The 18750-nt window shown below is 49.4% G+C and carries 15 protein-coding genes and 2 tRNA genes; 1 reads left to right on the top strand and 16 read right to left on the bottom strand.

Annotated features, from left to right (window positions below):
• Positions 1–110 precede the first annotated feature (110 nt).
• The 8 genes from L2712_RS16195 to rlmE form a co-directional block, all read right to left on the bottom strand.
• Positions 111–187 (bottom strand) — tRNA-Met (locus L2712_RS16195).
• Positions 188–290: 103 nt separating this feature from the next.
• Positions 291–376: transfer RNA gene (locus L2712_RS16190), tRNA-Leu, on the bottom strand.
• A gap of 101 nt (positions 377–477) precedes the next feature.
• Positions 478–822: a preprotein translocase subunit SecG gene (secG, locus tag L2712_RS16185; protein WP_033537402.1), complete on the bottom strand. Its 345-nt coding sequence runs from the start codon at positions 820–822 to the stop codon at positions 478–480.
• 1 nt (position 823) lies between these two features.
• Complete coding sequence (tpiA, locus tag L2712_RS16180; RefSeq protein WP_248978375.1) at positions 824–1606, bottom strand: triose-phosphate isomerase; 783 nt, start codon at positions 1604–1606, stop codon at positions 824–826.
• A 167-nt stretch (positions 1607–1773) separates the two neighbouring features.
• Positions 1774–3105, bottom strand: a complete 1332-nt coding sequence (gene glmM, locus L2712_RS16175) for a phosphoglucosamine mutase (RefSeq protein WP_088904098.1) — start codon at positions 3103–3105, stop codon at positions 1774–1776.
• Positions 3106–3184: 79 nt separating this feature from the next.
• Positions 3185–3970: a dihydropteroate synthase gene (gene folP, locus L2712_RS16170; RefSeq protein ID WP_248978406.1), complete on the bottom strand. Its 786-nt coding sequence runs from the start codon at positions 3968–3970 to the stop codon at positions 3185–3187.
• A gap of 156 nt (positions 3971–4126) precedes the next feature.
• The gene (ftsH, locus tag L2712_RS16165) at positions 4127–6097 is read right to left on the bottom strand and encodes an ATP-dependent zinc metalloprotease FtsH (protein ID WP_088904097.1); all 1971 of its coding nucleotides are present in this window, start codon (positions 6095–6097) and stop codon (positions 4127–4129) included.
• Between the two features lie 45 nt (positions 6098–6142).
• Entirely contained in the window at positions 6143–6772 is a 630-nt protein-coding gene (rlmE, locus tag L2712_RS16160; protein ID WP_033537397.1) for a 23S rRNA (uridine(2552)-2'-O)-methyltransferase RlmE, read from the bottom strand.
• A 91-nt stretch (positions 6773–6863) separates the two neighbouring features.
• On the opposite strand from rlmE, the gene yhbY reads away from it, so the two are divergent.
• Complete coding sequence (gene yhbY / locus L2712_RS16155) at positions 6864–7163, top strand: ribosome assembly RNA-binding protein YhbY (protein ID WP_033537396.1); 300 nt, start codon at positions 6864–6866, stop codon at positions 7161–7163.
• Positions 7164–7225: 62 nt separating this feature from the next.
• Here the strand turns inward: yhbY and greA are convergent, their stop codons facing one another.
• The 8 genes from greA to dnaK form a co-directional block, all read right to left on the bottom strand.
• A complete protein-coding gene (gene greA, locus L2712_RS16150) occupies positions 7226–7702 on the bottom strand; it encodes a transcription elongation factor GreA (RefSeq protein ID WP_088904096.1) in 477 nt (158 codons plus the stop codon).
• A 304-nt stretch (positions 7703–8006) separates the two neighbouring features.
• A complete protein-coding gene (gene carB / locus L2712_RS16145; RefSeq protein WP_033537394.1) occupies positions 8007–11228 on the bottom strand; it encodes a carbamoyl-phosphate synthase large subunit in 3222 nt (1073 codons plus the stop codon).
• 20 nt (positions 11229–11248) lie between these two features.
• Complete coding sequence (carA, locus tag L2712_RS16140) at positions 11249–12421, bottom strand: glutamine-hydrolyzing carbamoyl-phosphate synthase small subunit (RefSeq protein WP_088904095.1); 1173 nt, start codon at positions 12419–12421, stop codon at positions 11249–11251.
• 159 nt (positions 12422–12580) lie between these two features.
• Positions 12581–13396 (bottom strand): 4-hydroxy-tetrahydrodipicolinate reductase, encoded by an 816-nt coding sequence (gene dapB, locus L2712_RS16135; RefSeq protein ID WP_033537392.1) that lies wholly within the window; start codon positions 13394–13396, stop codon positions 12581–12583.
• A gap of 94 nt (positions 13397–13490) precedes the next feature.
• Positions 13491–14108: a BamJ family beta-barrel-assembly machinery protein gene (bamJ, locus tag L2712_RS16130; RefSeq protein ID WP_033537391.1), complete on the bottom strand. Its 618-nt coding sequence runs from the start codon at positions 14106–14108 to the stop codon at positions 13491–13493.
• A gap of 79 nt (positions 14109–14187) precedes the next feature.
• Positions 14188–14976, bottom strand: coding sequence for a M48 family metallopeptidase (locus tag L2712_RS16125; protein WP_248978374.1), 789 nt, complete (start codon positions 14974–14976; stop codon positions 14188–14190).
• Positions 14977–15092: 116 nt separating this feature from the next.
• Positions 15093–16223, bottom strand: a complete 1131-nt coding sequence (dnaJ, locus tag L2712_RS16120) for a molecular chaperone DnaJ (protein ID WP_033537389.1) — start codon at positions 16221–16223, stop codon at positions 15093–15095.
• A 353-nt stretch (positions 16224–16576) separates the two neighbouring features.
• Entirely contained in the window at positions 16577–18490 is a 1914-nt protein-coding gene (gene dnaK / locus L2712_RS16110) for a molecular chaperone DnaK (RefSeq protein ID WP_033537387.1), read from the bottom strand.
• Between the last annotated feature and the right edge of the window lie 260 nt (positions 18491–18750).

Genomic DNA, 18750 nt, shown 5'->3' with positions numbered 1-18750 from the left:
ATCAAATGACGATATTTCAAAAGTCCAGATAACAAAAAACCCCGTAATCACGAGGTCATATCATTCAGAACCTGTAACAGAAATGAAGATAAACTTCATCACTGGGAAGCTGGTTGCGGGGGCCGGATTTGAACCGACGACCTTCGGGTTATGAGCCCGACGAGCTACCAAACTGCTCCACCCCGCGTCAACTGCTGCAATTATATTGATAGAGAACAATATTTGCAATGATAAAGCGAAACTCATGTTTTACTTTACCGATTCAGATTAAGTAAGACTCAATCTAAATTTGGTGCGGATGGAGGGACTTGAACCCTCACGAGCATAGCTCACCACCCCCTCAAGATGGCGTGTCTACCAATTCCACCACATCCGCATGTGATCATTACTTAGACTGGTTGATTCTGTTTTTGAGTAGTGAGGCTACTCGAGTCTTCCAGTCACGCAACCTAGGGTTACGTTTGCTCTTTCGAGCAATTAGTCAGGGATTTTATCTTCTGACTTTGGTGCATCTTGTGCTGCGTCAGTCACTTGTTCAGTCACTGCTGCCGCGTCGGCACCTAAATCTTTCCAAGATTCTTCAGCCTTGGTGTGGTTCGCGCTCAAATTGCCAATTGTCAAACTTAGGGCAAAGAAAGCAATCGCCAGAATCGCCGTAGAACGAGTTAAAAAATTACCCGAACCAGAAGAACCGAACAATGTTGCTGAAGCACCGGCGCCAAAAGAGGCTCCCATGTCAGCACCTTTCCCTTGCTGGATGAGGATTAAGCCAATCAGGCCTAACGCAACCAACAAGTAAATAACCATTAGAACTTCGTACATATTATGCGCTCATCGCTATCGAACATAAACTTAAAAACTCGGTAGAGTTTAAGCTAGCACCGCCTATCAGTCCACCATCTACATCAGGCTGCGCAAATAGATCTGCTGCATTACTCGGCGTTACGCTACCACCGTACAAAATCCTGATATTCTCTCCGATAAACGGAGACACTTCAGAGAGACGCTTGCGAATAAACGCATGTACTTCTTGCGCCTGCTCTGGCGTAGCGCTCTTACCTGTCCCTACAGCCCAAAGCGGCTCATAGGCGATAATTGCATTATCAAAAGCCATGGTGCCATTCTTCTCGATGACCACATCCAACTCTTCCGTAATCACCTCAAAGGTGCGTCTTGCTTCTCGAGCTGGGCCAGACTCACCTACACATAATATAGGGGTCAAACCATGCTTCTGTGCAGCGGCAAATTTCTCCGCCACGATATCGCTGGTTTCGCCGTACATTCTACGACGCTCTGAGTGACCGATAATCACATAGCGACATCCAGAATCTTTTAACATCTGCCCAGACACTTCACCGGTATAGGCGCCAAAGTCATGCTGACTTAGGTTTTGCGCACCCATCCGAACCAGACAACCGTTTAAGGCTTCTTTATTAGCGTCTAACTGCTGACGTACACTTTCAAGAAAAATAGTTGGCGGACATAAGACCACTTCCGCAGAATCATCTTGAAGCTTGGTAGCAAACTTGGTAAATAACTCTTGCGCTAGTTGCGCAGTACCGTTCATTTTCCAGTTACCAGCGACCATTGGGCGTCTTAGGGCCATCACTGTCTCCTTCTGAAAGCGGGCTGAATAATAGCGAACCACTTGTTAAGTTACAATACCTAAATCTCGATTTTTTGCGATAAACCGTCGAAGCGATTACTTTTTATTCTCACACACAAAAAATAGGGCAGGAATTAACCCGACAAGGCTAATTCCTGTGCTAAGCGTTAAACCAAAGCCTTGATCGCTTCGGCAATATAGTTGGCGTGGGCCTTCACATCGCTGGCTACATCACCTTCAACCATCACGCGGATCAAGGGTTCAGTACCTGACTTACGTAGGAGTACGCGGCCACGCTCACCTAGCTTAGCCTCAACTTCCGCTTGAGCGTTTAACACGCTGTCAGCCTTGAGAGGGTCATGACTCCCTTCGAAGCGCACGTTTACCAGCACCTGAGGTAGCATCTTAATACCTTCAGTCAGCTCTTCAAGCGTCGCCTGCTTACGACACATGGCTGCCAACACCAAGATACCGGCCACTATGCCATCACCTGTGGTGCCATGATCCAGGTTTAGGATGTGACCAGAGTTTTCTCCGCCGATACGCCATTCCTTCTCTTTGAGCAGCTCCATCACATAGCGGTCACCCACCTTTGAGCGGGCGAAGGGAATATCACGCGCCTTTAGCGCCAAATCGAGACCCAGGTTTGACATCAGGGTGCCTACCACACCGCCCTTTAACACGCCTCGGTCTTGGGCATCACAAGCTAAGATATAGAGGATCTCGTCACCGTCAATCACCTTACCATGACGATTGACCATCATGATGCGATCACCGTCGCCATCGAGTGCTATACCCAGATCCGCCTTCTCGGCGATCACTGTTTCACGTATCTTACCCATAGAGGTAGCACCTACCTCATGATTGATATTGATGCCATTGGGTTTATCGCCAATGGCGATCACCTCAGCACCTAGCTCACGAAACACACTCGGTGCGATATGGTACGTGGCACCATGGGCACAATCGACCACGATTTTTAGGCCGTTTAGGGTATGCTCTGCCGGGAAGTTACCCTTACAGTATTCGATATAACGACCTGCAGCGTCATCAATACGAGACACCTTACCCAGCAGGTGTGACTCAACACACTCCAGTGGTTTTTCAAGTTCTCGCTCGATTTCTAGCTCAACCTCGTCATCCAGCTTACTGCCGTCGGTAGAGAAAAACTTGATACCGTTGTCATAGTAAGGATTATGAGAGGCGCTGATCACCACACCCGCTTCAGCCCTAAAGGTGCGGGTCAAGTAAGCGACTGCAGGTGTTGGCATAGGCCCCATCAGCATCACATTTAAGCCTGCCGCAGACAGACCTGCTTCCATCGCGGATTCGAACAGATACCCTGAAATACGGGTATCCTTACCTATGATCACCTTCTTAGTGCCGATACGGGATAAGACTCGTCCAGCCGCCCAACCAAGTTTAAGCGCCAATTCAGGGGTCATCTTACCCGCGCCAACTTTACCTCTAATACCATCGGTTCCGAAAAATTTTCTCACTTGTTCTACCTCGGCTCCTCCTAGGAGCTAATGTCTGTGATCCACTCGTTTCTTGCCGCCCTCTAGGCAGCACTTTAATCTATAATGCCTGATAATTGGCCGTAGCCTGCATGACCCTGATCATATCCATGGTCGGTTTTACATCATGGACTCGGATAATATGCGCGCCATGCTGAATACTCAAGAGCGCGGCGGTCAGACTGCCGGCCAGTCGCTCACCCACAGGAACATTTAACAGATTGCCTATCATGCTCTTGCGCGATAACCCTATAAGCACAGGCAAACCAAAAGACGCGAGCTCACCCTGACGATTCAATAACTCATAGTTGTGGGATAAGGTTTTGCCAAAACCATAGCCAGGGTCCAAGAGCAGGTTTTCTCGTCTAATTCCAGCTGCCAAACAAGCGCTGATTCGTTGCTCAAAAAACTGACTGATATCACCGATGAGATCCTGATAAACAGGCGAGTCCTGCATAGTTCGCGGTTGTCCCTGCATATGCATCAAACAAACAGGCACATTGAGCTTTGCCGCTACCGCTAAAGCACCGGGCTCTTGTAAGGCGCGTACATCATTAATCAAATGCGCGCCAGCGGCGACCGCCTCAGCCATCACCTCAGGTTTACTGGTATCCACCGATATCCACACATCGTGATGACGACTGACATATTCGACTAACGGAATAACTCTGTCCAGCTCATCTTGAACACTGACTTCGGCAGCACCGGGGCGGGTTGACTCGCCGCCAATATCGATAAAATAGGCACCTTGTGCCACCAACTCATCGGCATGGCGACAAGCGCGCTCTATGCTAGTAAAACGGCCACCGTCTGAAAATGAATCTGGAGTAACATTGAGGATCCCCATCACCCTAGGCTGTGAAAGATCCAGGCATTTATCGCCACTGACGAGTTGAAACCCTTGTTGCAAGACAGGCCCCTTAATCTATTACTGGTTAACTGAAACAAGAAAACCCCTGACGGGGTTTTCTGACATTATGCGTTTTATCTATCGCAATGAAGCTTACTTAACCACAGGTGATTCATCACCTTCTTTTGGTTCACTGGCAGGCTCAGCCTCAACGCTTTGCTCGGCCTTATCAGTAGTCTCAACAGCTTCACCATGACCGCCTTTTCCTTTGCCGTTAGAACCGTTTTCATCCATGTTCCAATCAGCTGGTGCGCGCACTTCGCGGCGAGCCATCAGATCTTCAATTTGTGTCGCGTCGATAGTCTCGTACTTCATCAAGGCATCTTTCATTGCATGAAGGATGTCCATATTTTCTGTTAGGAAAGTATGAGCTCTTCCGTAGTTGCTATCGATAAGAATTTTCACTTCGTCATCAATAACCTTGGCAGTCTCATCAGACATATGCTGTGACTTACCCATACTACGGCCTAAAAAGACTTCATTTTCATCTTCGGCATAAAGGACTGGGCCCAGCTTCTCAGAGAAGCCCCATTGGGTCACCATGTTACGCGCAATGGATGTCGCATACTTAATGTCTTGAGAAGCTCCCGTTGACACACGCTCGCTACCGTAGATCAACTCTTCGGCAATACGGCCACCGTAGGCTACCGAGATTTGGCTCTCTAACTTACGACGACTCTGACTGATAGCATCGGCTTCAGGCAGGAAGAAGGTTACCCCAAGAGCACGGCCACGAGGAATAATAGTGACCTTATGCACAGGATCATGCTCAGGAACCAGACAGCCAACGATAGCGTGACCCGCTTCGTGATAGGCAGTCATCTCCTTCTCTTCCTCTGACATCACCATGGTACGGCGCTCAGCGCCCATCATGATCTTATCTTTGGCACTTTCAAACTCTTCCATACCAACGACACGACGGTTACCACGTGCGGCAAATAGCGCTGCCTCATTCACCAAGTTAGCCAAATCGGCACCAGAGAAACCTGGCGTACCACGGGCAATGACGCTTGCCTTAACATCATCGGCTAAAGGCACCTTGCGCATATGCACTTTAAGGATCTGCTCACGACCACGCACATCTGGCAGGCCAACCACCACTTGACGGTCGAAACGTCCCGGACGTAGCAAGGCGGCATCCAACACATCGGGACGGTTGGTTGCTGCGATAACGATAATACCCTCGTTACCCTCAAAACCATCCATCTCAACCAGCATCTGGTTAAGGGTCTGCTCACGCTCATCGTGACCACCACCGACACCGGCGCCACGCTGGCGACCTACAGCATCGATCTCATCGATAAAGATGATACATGGTGCCGACTTCTTGGCTTGTTCGAACATGTCACGTACACGGGATGCACCGACACCAACAAACATCTCTACGAAATCAGAACCCGAAATGGTAAAAAAAGGCACCTTAGCTTCGCCGGCAATGGCTTTAGCCAGCAAGGTTTTACCTGTACCTGGTGGGCCCACTAACAGCACGCCCGTCGGGATACGACCACCCAGTTTCTGGAACTTGGTTGGCTCTTTCAGATAATCGACCAGCTCTTTGACATCTTCCTTCGCTTCGTCGCAGCCAGCAACGTCACCGAAGGTCGTCTTGATCTGATCTTCGCTCATCAGCTTGGCTTTACTCTTACCAAAAGACATGGCGCCTTTACCGCCACCGCCTTGCATCTGGCGCATGAAGAAGATCCATACCCCGATAAGCAATAGCATAGGGAACCAAGAGATAAAGATCTGCGTTAAGAAACCAGACTCTTCCGCTTCCTGCCCCTTCATGGTCACACCCTTACGGTCAAGATCATTGATCAGATCCTGGTCATACATAGGCATGATGGTGGTAAATTTTTCCCCGGTTCTTTTGGTACCCTCGATAGTACGCTGGTCGCTCTTCACTTCGACAGTATTAATCTGTCCAGAACGCACATCGTCCAAGAATGTTGAATAATCCATCTTCATGGAATTCGATGAAGAGGGGGAGTAGCCCTGAAACACTGACATCAGCACAACGGCGATGACAACCCAGAGAATTAAATTTTTTGCCATATCACTCAAAATTACTAGACCTCATACAGTCTTGCGGTTACTGACGTTAGGTTACTACAACTTGTATCCTGTCGCCACAAGATAGACTTCACGCGAACGCGGTCGCGACGAGTCTGGCTTACGTGTTTTGACGGTGGTAAATGCCTCTTTAACCGCCTTCATATACTCATCAAAGCCCTCCCCCTGAAAGACTTTGACAGCAAAACTACCATTTGGTGCCAACACTTGATGACACATATCAAGTGCCAATTCCACCAAATACATGGCGCGCGGCTGATCCACACCACCTGTACCACTCATATTGGGCGCCATATCCGATAGCACAACATCAACTTTAGCATCGCCTACCCGTTCAAGTAAGGCGTCGAGTACCTTTTCTTCACGAAAATCTCCCTGAAGAAAGTCAACGCCCACTATTGGGTCCATAGGTAAGATATCACAGGCGATAACCTTACCCGTGTCACCCGCCAACTTAACGGCAATCTGCGACCAACCACCGGGAGCAGCCCCAAGGTCAACCACTGTCATGCCCGGACGGATTAGCTTATCCTTTTGTTGTATCTCTTCAATTTTAAACGCAGCGCGCGAACGCAATCCCCGTTTTTGCGACAACTTAACATAATGATCATCGAAATGTTCCTGCATCCAACGGGCGGAACTGGCTGTTCGTTTTTTACCTGACATTTAAAATCCGCAACAAATATGAGTTACACAAAGGCTATATGAGGGTAGAATAGCGGTTTTTCAACAGTAACTCAGCATAAAGTTGGTAGAAATGAACTTAACAACCAAACAGAAACAGCATCTAAAAGGCTTAGCGCATAACCTCAAGCCTGTTGTACAGCTTGGTGCCAATGGCCTGACTGAAGGTGTACTGGCTGAAATTGATAATGCACTCTCTCATCATGAATTAATCAAAGTGAAAGTTGCCTCTGGAGACAGAGAGCTAAAAAATGCAGTCGTTGACGCCATTGTACGCGAAACTCAAGCTGAAAAGGTTCAGCTCATCGGTCACGTATTGGTCCTATTCCGTCAATCTCCAGAGATGAAGATTGCCGTGCCAAGAGCGAAATAACTCTTGGGCTACACAAAAAAGCCGCTAGAGATAGCGGCTTTTTTGTCGCTGAGCATCAGTGCTTAAATATACTCTACCGCAGTGATCTCATAATCTGTCATGCCACCCGGCGTCTGAATAGAAACTTCATCACCTTCTGATTTTCCAATCAAACCACGGGCAATCGGTGACGTTACCGAGATCAAGTTAGCCTTGATGTCAGCTTCATCTTCTCCCACGATACGATAGGTAAATTCCTCTTCGGTATCCAGATTTAAGATGGTCACAGTTGTGCCAAAGATCACTCGACCAGTATTTTCCATCTTAGTCACATCGATGATCTGAGCATTAGACAGCTTGCCTTCGATATCGCGCACGCGCGCCTCACACAAGCCCTGCTCTTCACGCGCCGCATGGTATTCGGCATTCTCTTTCAGATCGCCAAGTTCTCGTGCAACCCCAATGGCTTCAGCAATCTTTGGTCGCTTCTCAAACTTCAAAAAATCTAACTCTTTACGTAGTTGATCTGCACCAACAACTGTCATTGGAACCTTATTCATAGGAACACTCGTCTCCTTAAAACAAAAGCAACCTAGTCAGCCTGACCACTTGGGCCACTGACTAGGAATAAAGAACGCTTGGAATGAATCTATTCTATACCCTGACGACGGCAGAAGCTATCGGATCACCAAGAGTTTGTTATCGCGCGCCCAGAACTGTGTGTTCCTTAGCGCGCCCAGCGCTAGTGATTATTGGCCAAGGCCATGGTCTCACCTGCCGCAATCCTCTACACAGAGGCTTAAGATTCAATACCCGCCCATAAAAAAGGCCGCTAATGCGGCCTTTTTAAATGGTAACGGCGAATTAGCCTTTAATGCGCTGATGCAACTCCTGCACCGAAGTCACATTGGTACGGCTGTCGGCAGAGTGTGCCATACAGGTCGCAAAGGCAGCGTTCAAGGTCGTGGTGTAGTTCACCTTATAACGCAGTGCTCCACGGCGCAGCTGACGCGAGTCTTCAATCGCCTGACGACCTTCTGTGGTGTTGACGATATAGGTGTACTCATCGTTCTTGATACGGTCAAGAATGTGCGGACGACCTTCGTGCACCTTGTTCACCAAGCGAGGGTTAATACCCGCTTCGCCTAACACAACCGCAGTGCCGTGAGTCGCATCGATCTCATAGCCCAGCTCAATAAGCTTAGCAGCTAGGTCGGCAACACGATTCTTATCGCTGTTACGCACAGAGAGCAATGCACGGCCAGACTTAGGCACCTCTGAAGTCGCACCCAGTTCAGCCTTGGCATAAGCTTCGGCGAAGGTATCACCCACGCCCATCACCTCACCGGTAGAGCGCATTTCAGGGCCAAGTAGTGGGTCAACACCTGGGAACTTGTTGAACGGTAACACCACTTCTTTGACTGAGTAGAAAGGTGGGATCACTTCTTCAGTAAAGCCCAGCTCTTCCAGTGTTTGACCGGCCATGACGCGCGCGGCAATCTTAGCCAGAGGTACACCCGTTGCCTTAGAGACAAATGGGACGGTACGCGCCGCACGAGGGTTAACCTCAATCATGTAGATGGTGTTGTCTTGTACCGCGAACTGCACATTCATCAAACCCACAACGCCGAGTTCCATCGCCAGCTTACGCACCTGCTCGCGCATCTGATCCTGGATCTCTTGGCTTAAGGTGTAAGGTGGCAGAGAACAACCCGAGTCACCCGAGTGAACACCCGCCTGCTCGATATGTTCCATGATGGCGCCAACCACTACCGTCTTGCCGTCACAAATCGCATCGATATCCACTTCGGTAGCGTTATCGAGGAAGTGGTCCAACAATACTGGCGAGGCGTTAGAGACACTCACCGCTTCGTTAAAGTAACGACGCAGATCCTGCTCGTCGTAAACGATCTCCATTGCGCGGCCACCCAATACATAAGATGGACGTACCACAAGTGGATAACCGATGCGCTCGGCAGAGAGGACAGCCCCTTCAACCGTAGTCACGGTATCGTTTTCAGGTTGCTTCATCTCCAGGCGTTGAATCGCCTGCTGGAAACGCTCACGGTCTTCGGCGCGGTCGATGGCATCTGGGCTTGTACCGATAATTGGTACACCAGCAGCCTCTAGGTCACGAGCCAACTTAAGCGGTGTCTGGCCACCATACTGAACGATAACCCCTTTTGGCTGCTCGATACGCACGATCTCCAGCACATCTTCCAGGGTCACAGATTCGAAATAGAGTCTGTCAGAGGTGTCATAGTCGGTTGAAACCGTTTCAGGGTTACAGTTAACCATGATAGTTTCATAACCATCTTCACGTAACGCCAGCGCAGCGTGAACACAGCAGTAGTCGAACTCAATACCTTGGCCGATACGGTTAGGGCCACCACCTAGCACCATGATCTTGTCACGGTTAGAAGGATTGGCCTCACACTCTTCCTCATAGGTCGAGTACATGTAGGCGGTATCGGTTGAGAACTCGGCAGCACAGGTATCGACACGCTTGTACACAGGGTAAACTTCGTAGCGATAACGCAGCTTGCGCATCTCTGATTCGCTCACACCCAGCAACTCAGCCAGACGCGCATCAGAGAAACCTTTGCGCTTAAGCTTGTAAAGGAAGTCTTTGTCCATGTTGGACATACCGGCTTCTTTTACCTGACTCTCAAGGGTCAGCAGCTCTTCGATCTGAACCAGGAACCAAGGGTCAATATTGGTCAGCTTGAAGATAGCCTCAAGGCTCAATCCAGCGCGGAAGGCATCGGCGATATACCAGATACGCTCGGCGCCAGGCTCTTTCAGTTCGTGGCGGATACGTGACAAGGCATCGTTATCTTCCACATCGACGATAGAGTCGAGACCATTTACGCCGACTTCCAGACCACGCAAAGCTTTTTGCAGTGACTCCTGGAAAGTACGACCAATTGCCATCACCTCACCCACTGACTTCATCTGAGTGGTCAGGCGGTCATTTGCACCGGCAAACTTTTCAAAGTTGAAGCGTGGCACCTTGGTGACCACATAGTCGATGGCAGGCTCGAACGAAGCTGGTGTCGCACCGCCAGTAATATCGTTGCTCAGCTCATCAAGGGTAAAGCCAACCGCCAGCTTGGCCGCGATCTTAGCAATAGGGAAGCCAGTCGCTTTAGATGCCAACGCCGATGAACGCGATACACGCGGGTTCATCTCGATGATCACCATGCGGCCATCTTTCGGGTTAATACCAAACTGTACGTTTGAACCACCGGTTTCAACACCAATCTCACGCAGTACCGCCAAAGATGCGTTACGCATTAACTGATATTCTTTGTCTGTCAGGGTCTGTGCTGGCGCAACGGTAATAGAGTCACCGGTATGCACGCCCATAGGATCGAAGTTTTCGATAGAGCAGACGATAATGCTGTTATCGTTGCGGTCACGAACCACTTCCATCTCATACTCTTTCCAACCGATAAGCGATTCATCGATCAGCAGTTCGTTAGTTGGAGAAAGCTCAAGACCCTGAGAACAGATCTCCTCAAACTCCTCCTTGTTGTAGGCGATACCGCCACCCGAACCACCCATGGTAAATGATGGACGGATAATACAAGGGAAACCAACCTGCTCAAGTACCTGATAGGCATCTTCCATGCTGCGGGCGATACCGGCACGAGGACACTCAAGACCAATCTTTTTCATCGCCGCGTCGAAACGACTACGGTCTTCGGCCTTGTCGATGGCATCGGCGGTGGCGCCAATCATATCAACGTTGAACTCGGCCAGAACCCCTTCCGCCTCGAGGCGCAGCGCACAGTTCAGTGCAGTCTGTCCGCCCATGGTAGGCAGAATGGCATCGGGACGCTCTTTGGCGATGATGTTACGTACGACTTCCCAGTGGATAGGCTCGATATAGGTCGCATCGGCCATCTCTGGGTCGGTCATGATGGTTGCAGGGTTTGAGTTCACCAGAATAACCCGGTAACCCTCTTCGCGAAGCGCCTTACAGGCCTGAGCGCCAGAGTAGTCAAACTCACACGCCTGACCAATAACGATCGGGCCGGCACCCAGGATTAGAATACTTTTTATATCTGTACGTTTTGGCATTGCTGAATCTTTCTCCCGGACTACTTAGCGTTGTGACGATATGTTTCGATCAAGTCGATAAAGTGATCAAACAATGGCGCGGCATCATGGGGACCCGGGCTAGCCTCAGGGTGACCCTGGAAGCTAAATGCGGGCTTATCGGTCAAATGAATCCCCTGCAACGAACCGTCGAACAGTGACTTATGGGTCACCTTCACATTGGCTGGCAAGCTGGCTTCATCGGCAGCGAAACCGTGGTTCTGGCTGGTGATCATCACATTGCCCTTCTCCAGGTTGCTCACCGGATGGTTAGCACCATGGTGGCCAAACTTCATCTTCAAGGTTTTTGCACCCGATGCCAGTGCCAGCAACTGGTGGCCCAGGCAGATACCAAATACGGGAATGTCAGTCTTGAGTATGCTTTGAATCGCTTCGATGGCGTAATCACATGGCTCTGGGTCACCAGGACCGTTTGACAGGAAGATACCATCAGGATTCATCGCCAAAACTTCTGACGCTGGAGTTTGTGCAGGCACCACAGTTACATCACAACCGCGGTCGACCAGCATACGTAGGATATTACGCTTAACGCCGTAGTCATAGGCCACGACTTTGTATTTCAGTTCAGACTCAGGTGTGTCACTTGGCAGACCGCCTACTAAACGCCAGCTACCGCTGCGCCATTGGTATTGCGTCGCCGTGGTTACCTCTTTGGCTAAATCCATGCCTTTCAAACCAGGGAATGCCTTGGCCGCTGCTAGCGCCTTAGCTTCATCCATATCCCCAACAAGGATAGCACCCGCCTGTGCCCCTTTTTCCCTTAGGATACGTGTTAATTTACGCGTATCGATATCGGCAATGCCGACCACATTGTTGCTTTTGAGGTAATCGCTGAGAGATTGCTGATTTCTGAAGTTGCTGGCCAGTAATGGCAGATCACGAATGATCAGACCACAAGCATGTACGGCTTCAGATTCGACATCTTCACTATTGGTACCTGTGTTACCAATGTGTGGGTAGGTTAAAGTAACAATTTGACGAGAATAGGAAGGATCCGTAAGGATCTCTTGGTAACCCGTCATTGAAGTGTTAAACACCACTTCACCAACTGCGAGTCCATCGGCACCAATTGCTGTGCCAGAGAATACGGTTCCATCTTCGAGTACGAGTAAGGCAGACTTTGTCAACGCGACCTCCGAAAAGAGCCAAACCATTGAATAATAGGGTTTTATTTTATATTTAAAATACCAATTTCCGCTTAAATACGAAATTTTGACAAATTCCGTCAATTCTATAGGTAATTAAGCAAATCGTCTACAGATAAGCGGTACTTTCTTTCAAAAAAAAACGCCAAATTGGCGTTTTTTTAAATACTAATCCTTCAGGCCTAAGACCTGCTGCATGTCGTATAATCCGGGACCTTGATCGCCCAACCAGAACGCGGCACGCATGGCACCATTGGCAAAGGTCATACGGCTAGAGGCCTTATGGGTGATCTCTAATCGCTCGCCAATATCGGCAAACATTGCCGTATGCTCACCCACCAAGTCACCGGCACGAATGGTCGAGAAACCTATAGTTTCACGCGAGCGTTCTTCGGTGATCCCTTCACGGCCATAGATTGCGCATTTTTCCAGGTCACGACCCAGCACCTCGGCGATCACTTCACCCATCTTAAGTGCGGTACCAGAAGGGGCATCCTTCTTGTGCCTATGATGGCCTTCAATGATCTCGATATCCGTGTAATCACCCATCACCTCGGCAGCTAGCTCAAGCAGACGCCACATCAGGTTCACCCCAACAGACATATTGGGCGCCATCACGATAGGCGTGGTTTCGGCATAGGCAGCAATCTGCTCTTTCTGGGCATGATTAAAGCCAGTGGTACCGATAACAATCGCCTTACCGTTACGTGCACACCAATCTGTATGTACCACGCTAGCCTCAGGAGAGGTAAAGTCGATCAGGATGTCAAAGTCATCTACGGCATTGTCTAACGAATCAGTGATGGCAACATTCATGGCACCTACACCGGCAAGTTCACCTGCATCGACACCGATTAATGTAGAACCTGCACGCTCAACCGCTGCACCTAAATAGATATTGCTGCTGAGTTTTGCTGATTCAATAAGAGTTCGGCCCATGCGACCACTGCCACCGGTTATTGCCACTCTTACTTGCTCTGTCATCTAATTCTCCTAAACACTCAAGGTTTCCACTGGGCTTAAGGCTAACGCCAAATCAATTTAAAAAAAAGCCTAAGCGAACGCTTAGGCTTTTCTATTAGATAATGTCGAGTAATTCTACTTCGAACACTAGCGCCGAATATGGAGGAATAGAGGCACCAGCACCACGCTCGCCATAGGCCAGGTGATGAGGAACATATAGCTTCCACTTAGAACCTACAGGCATTAGCTGTAAGGCTTCGGTCCAACCAGCAATCACACCAGATACAGGGAACTCAGCAGGTTGGTCGCGCAGCACTGAGCTGTCAAATACGTCACCGCTGATGAAAGTACCATGGTAGTGAGTACGAACGGTAGAATCATAACCAGGCTTGTCGCCAGTACCTTCGGTGATGATCTCATACTGTAGACCAGACTCTAAGGTCACAACGCCATCACGCTTTTGGTTTTCAGCAAGGAAGGCATCACCTTCTGCCGAGGCCGCCGCAGCAGCAGCTTCCTGAACCTTTTGAATACGCTGACTAATCTCTGTGAATGCAGTTTGAAGATCTTGCATAGACACAGCACTCTCTTTGCCTTCAAACGCATCTGCCAGACCAACTTGAACAGCTGAAATATCGATACCTTCGAATGAGTTAGCTGCAAGTTGCTCGCCTAACTGGCGACCAACACCGTAGCTGGCGTGCTGTTCAATAGTGGTGAACTTATCAGACATAATGATTGTACTCTCATTTATTCAATTAATTTCGCGCGGATTTTATCACAGTCGGCAATAAAAAACCCATAAATTGCCCCTAGTCACAGCGATTTTTTACACTGGCACTCGCGGTGCGATACAGAGGCGTTACTTGAGGCAACATCTGTTGCAGGTCGGCAATGCGATGTCCATGAGAAGGGTGAGTCGATAACAGCTCAGGGCCTTGATTCCCCCCCGCCTTCGCCATGTTTTGCCACAGATTGATACTCTGGCTAGGATCGAAACCGGCTCGCGCCATTAACTCAACCCCCATGACATCGGCTTCACTCTCTTGTGCCCGGCCATAAGGGAGGATAAAACCATACTGGGCACCCAGTCCTAGAGCCGACATATAGAGATCCTTATTACTTAAGCCGCTAACATCGATGGCAGCGTCGGCGATCTGCATACCCACACCCGTTAACTGGGCTCTTGATACCTGCTCGTTGCTATGGTTCGCTAGCACATGGGCCACCTCATGACCTATCACAGTTGCCAACTGGTCTTGGTTCTTCGCCACCTTGAGCAGCCCGGTATAGACACCGATATGACCACCAGGCAAGGCAAACGCGTTAACCTGATCGGACTCAAACACCACTACCTCCCAATTTGGCTGACGGCCTGGTAAAACGGAAGTGATACGCTCGGCCACACAGGTCACATACTGATTAACCTGCTTATCCTGGCTCACCTTCTGCTGCTTTTTCATCTGAGCAAATGATTCGGCGCCCATCTGATCCATCTGCTGCGATGAAAACAATAGAGTCTGATTGCGCCCAGTAGGCGACTGTGTCATTGCACAACCGGCTAATAGTAGGACCACCAGCACCGCGGTTAACTGCTTCATCTTTCGTTCCTTCTGTTTATGAAACTTGGCTATTTGAGTATCTACTAAGAATAGCGGTAAAAAATAGACATAAAAAAACCTCGCATTGCGAGGTTTTTATTGTGTATCAGCAAGGCTTAACTGTTCAAGTCCTGGAAGAACTTCTTCACGCCATCGAAGAAGCCTTCCGCCTTAGGGCTGTGCTTCTTTGATGAACCCGTCAGGGTGTTATCGAACTCTCGCAGTAGCTCTTTTTGCTTGTCGCTCAAGTTCACCGGCGTTTCCATCACCACCTTACACAGCAGGTCGCCGACCGCATGACTGCGCACCGACTTAACCCCTTTACCACGCAGACGGAACATACGGCCAGTCTGAGTCTCCGATGGGATCTTCAGGTTAACCTTACCATCTAGGGTTGGTACCTCAATTTCACCGCCCAGTGCTGCAGTGCTAAAGGAGATAGGCACTTCGCAGTAGAGGTTATTACCGTCACGCACGAAGATGGCATGCTCACGCACAGTAACCTGCACATAGAGATCTCCTGGAGGCGCGCCAAATTCGCCCGCTTCTCCTTCGCCCGACAGACGAATACGGTCGCCGGTATCCACACCCGCCGGAATTTTCACCGACAGTGTCTTGCTCTTCTCTACGCGGCCTTCACCATGACACTTACCACAAGGATCTTTGATGATCTTGCCGCGGCCATGACAGGTAGGACAGGCTTGCTGCACCGCAAAGAAACCTTGGCGCATCTGCACCTGGCCCTGACCGTGACAGGTACCACATGTGGTTGGCGAACTGCCTTTTTTGGCGCCGCTACCATCACAAAGATCACAGGTGGCTAACGTCGGAATGCGTAGCTCTTTAGTTAGGCCACGGACCGCTTCTTCCAGTGACAATTCGAGGTTATATCGCAGATCGGAACCGCGCGCCGCCTGGCGTTGACCACCACGGCGTCCACCGCCGAAAATGTCACCAAAGACGTCACCGAATACATCACCGAAGTCAGCGCCGCCGCCAAATCCACCGCCGCCGCGATTAGGATCGACACCCGCATGACCAAATTGGTCATAGGCCGCCTTCTTATCGCTATCGGTTAGAATTTCGTAGGCTTCTTTTACCTCTTTGAAGCTGGCTTCAGCAGCCTTGTCACCCGGATTGCGGTCTGGGTGAAATTTCATGGCGAGGCGCTTATAAGCTTTCTTAATCTCACGCTCGCTGGCGTCACGACCTACGCCCAATACTTCGTAATAATCTCGCTTTGACATAGTCTCATACTTTCTGCGCTAGGGTCTGTTGACCTTTTAGGTTTACTTTTTGTTCAATCTAAACATTGTGCCCAAGGCGCTCGCTGCGTGGCATAGTTATTCTATGTAAGTCGCACGTAACGCTGGGCAAGGCGCGTTTAGATGAATCCTTTGGACAGTGTTTGTTGGCCATTTCTACGGCGTTATCGCCTGCTTATGCAGAATAACTACACCGCACAGGCTCAGCCTTGTATAACTGACCAACAAATGACTGCAAAAACAAACAGCAAAGGTCAACTGACCCTAAAGTTATACGAACGGGCGTTAGAGTTACCCCATAACGCCCGCTGGAAATAATTTAGGCTGGGCCTGAATTATTTTTTGTCGTCTTTAACTTCTTCAAACTCGGCATCGACAACATCGTCAGCAGGAGCTTCATTAGACTGCTGAGCCTGCTCGCCTTGGCCAGCTTGCGCCTTAGCTTGAGCGATCTCCATCAGCTTGGCAGACGCTTCCATCAGGGCTTGCGTTGCTTTTTCGATGGCTTCTTTGTCTTTGCCCTTAGAGGCTGTATCGACTTCGGCCATTGCTGCTTCGATCTTCTCTTTATCTTCAGCTGGCAATGCGTCGCCCGCTTCTTCGATCTGCTTCTTGGTTGCGTGAACCATGCCATCAGCCTGGTTACGTGCCGTCACTAGCTCTTCGAACTTAGCGTCTTCATCGGCGTGTGCCTCAGCGTCACGTACCATGGCTTCCACTTCTTCATCACTCAGACCAGAAGAGGCCTTGATGGTGATGTTCTGTGCCTTGCCTGTCTTCTTGTCAGTTGCTGACACATGCAAGATACCATCGGCGTCGATATCGAAAGCCACTTCAATTTGTGGCATGCCACGTGGAGCAGGCTCGATACCTTCCAGGTTGAACTGACCCAGCGACTTGTTCGCGCTAGATTGCTTACGCTCACCCTGTAGCACGTGGATGGTTACCGCGCTCTGGTTGTCATCTGCCGTTGAGAAGGTCTGACTAGCCTTAGTCGGGATAGTCGTGTTCTTCTCGATAAGCTTAGTCATTACGCTACCCATGGTTTCGATACCAAGAGATAGTGGTGTAACGTCTAGTAGCAGTACGTCTTTCACGTCACCAGAAAGTACACCCGCCTGAACCGCAGCACCGATAGCAACCGCTTCATCAGGGTTAACGTCTTGACGCAGCTCTTTTCCGAAGAAGCTAGACACCTCTTCACGAACCTTAGGCATACGTGTCTGACCACCGACCAGAATCACTTCGTTGATGTCTGATACAGACAGGTCTGCGTCAGCCAGTGCAACTTTTAGCGGCTCAAGTGAACGTTGGATCAGATCTTCAACCAGAGACTCAAGCTTAGCGCGAGTGATCTTAACCACTAAGTGCTTAGGACCTGTCGCATCTGCCGTGATGTATGGCAGGTTAACTTCAGTCTGCGTGGTGCTAGATAGCTCGATCTTCGCCTTCTCGGCAGCTTCTTTCAGACGCTGCATCGCTAGCGGATCGTTACGCAGATCCAGTGATTGCTCTTTCTTGAACTCGTCAGCCAAGTAGTTGATCAGACGGTTATCAAAGTCTTCACCACCTAAGTGAGTGTCACCGTTAGTTGCAAGCACTTCGAAAGTTTGCTCACCATCAACGCTATCGATCTCGATGATAGAGATATCGAAAGTACCACCACCTAAGTCGTATACTGCAACAATGTTGTCGCCTTGCTTCTTATCGATACCATAAGCCAGTGCCGCAGCGGTTGGCTCGTTGATAATACGCTTCACTTCAAGACCCGCGATACGGCCAGCATCTTTAGTCGCCTGGCGCTGTGAATCGTTGAAGTATGCTGGAACGGTAATCACCGCTTCAGTCACTGGCTCACCTAAGTAGTCTTCAGCAGTCTTCTTCATCTTCTTCAGAATTTCTGCAGAAACCTGTGGTGGTGCCATCTTCTTATCGTGCGCTTCAACCCATGCATCACCGTTGTCTGCACCGATGATCTTAAATGGCATGATGTCTACGTCGCGCTGTACTTCGTCATCTTTAAAACGACGACCGATAAGACGCTTAATAGCAAAGAAGGTATTCTTTGGGTTTGTTACAGCTTGGCGTTTCGCAGGCTGACCAACTAATACTTCCTCGCCGGTATATGCGATGATCGATGGTGTGGTGCGATCGCCTTCCGCGTTCTCAATTACGCGTGCTTTATCGCCATCAAGTACAGCTACACAAGAGTTAGTTGTACCTAAATCGATACCAATAATTTTACCCATGGAGTCCTCCAAAAAACTTTTAACTTACGCTAACTTTGTTATCTGATTCAGATATGGGGATAGGCGAAGTTGTTTTCAAGCCTATATTTCCAAGCCAATATCTTTCCTTAACACCCTATATTGGGACAGCGATTGGGATTACAAGGGCAAGAAAGATAAAAATTAACTTATATTGAGTATTTTTTTGATCTTAAAAGCTGCCGAGTGACCAACAAGCAGCGTATAATGCATGCAATCGAAGTGAATGTCCCTCTGTGCCC

Source organism: Shewanella marisflavi, from assembly GCF_023283925.1.
Lineage (GTDB): Bacteria > Pseudomonadota > Gammaproteobacteria > Enterobacterales > Shewanellaceae > Shewanella > Shewanella marisflavi.
This window is presented reverse-complemented; position numbering and strand designations above follow the sequence as displayed.

Excerpts from the sequence above, each read along its gene's own strand:
- dnaJ (WP_033537389.1), bottom strand. The coding sequence starts at position 16,223 with ATGTCAAAGCGAGATTATTACGAAGTATTGGGCGTAGGTCGTGACGCC.
- tpiA (WP_248978375.1), bottom strand. The coding sequence starts at position 1,606 with ATGGCCCTAAGACGCCCAATGGTCGCTGGTAACTGGAAAATGAACGGT.
- carB (WP_033537394.1), bottom strand. The coding sequence starts at position 11,228 with ATGCCAAAACGTACAGATATAAAAAGTATTCTAATCCTGGGTGCCGGC.
- L2712_RS16125 (WP_248978374.1), bottom strand. The coding sequence starts at position 14,976 with ATGAAGCAGTTAACCGCGGTGCTGGTGGTCCTACTATTAGCCGGTTGT.
- dapB (WP_033537392.1), bottom strand. The coding sequence starts at position 13,396 with ATGACAGAGCAAGTAAGAGTGGCAATAACCGGTGGCAGTGGTCGCATG.
- folP (WP_248978406.1), bottom strand. The coding sequence starts at position 3,970 with ATGGGGATCCTCAATGTTACTCCAGATTCATTTTCAGACGGTGGCCGT.
- dnaK (WP_033537387.1), bottom strand. The coding sequence starts at position 18,490 with ATGGGTAAAATTATTGGTATCGATTTAGGTACAACTAACTCTTGTGTA.
- carA (WP_088904095.1), bottom strand. The coding sequence starts at position 12,421 with ATGGTTTGGCTCTTTTCGGAGGTCGCGTTGACAAAGTCTGCCTTACTC.
- rlmE (WP_033537397.1), bottom strand. The coding sequence starts at position 6,772 with ATGTCAGGTAAAAAACGAACAGCCAGTTCCGCCCGTTGGATGCAGGAA.
- yhbY (WP_033537396.1), top strand. The coding sequence starts at position 6,864 with ATGAACTTAACAACCAAACAGAAACAGCATCTAAAAGGCTTAGCGCAT.
- greA (WP_088904096.1), bottom strand. The coding sequence starts at position 7,702 with ATGAATAAGGTTCCAATGACAGTTGTTGGTGCAGATCAACTACGTAAA.
- secG (WP_033537402.1), bottom strand. The coding sequence starts at position 822 with ATGTACGAAGTTCTAATGGTTATTTACTTGTTGGTTGCGTTAGGCCTG.
- bamJ (WP_033537391.1), bottom strand. The coding sequence starts at position 14,108 with ATGTCTGATAAGTTCACCACTATTGAACAGCACGCCAGCTACGGTGTT.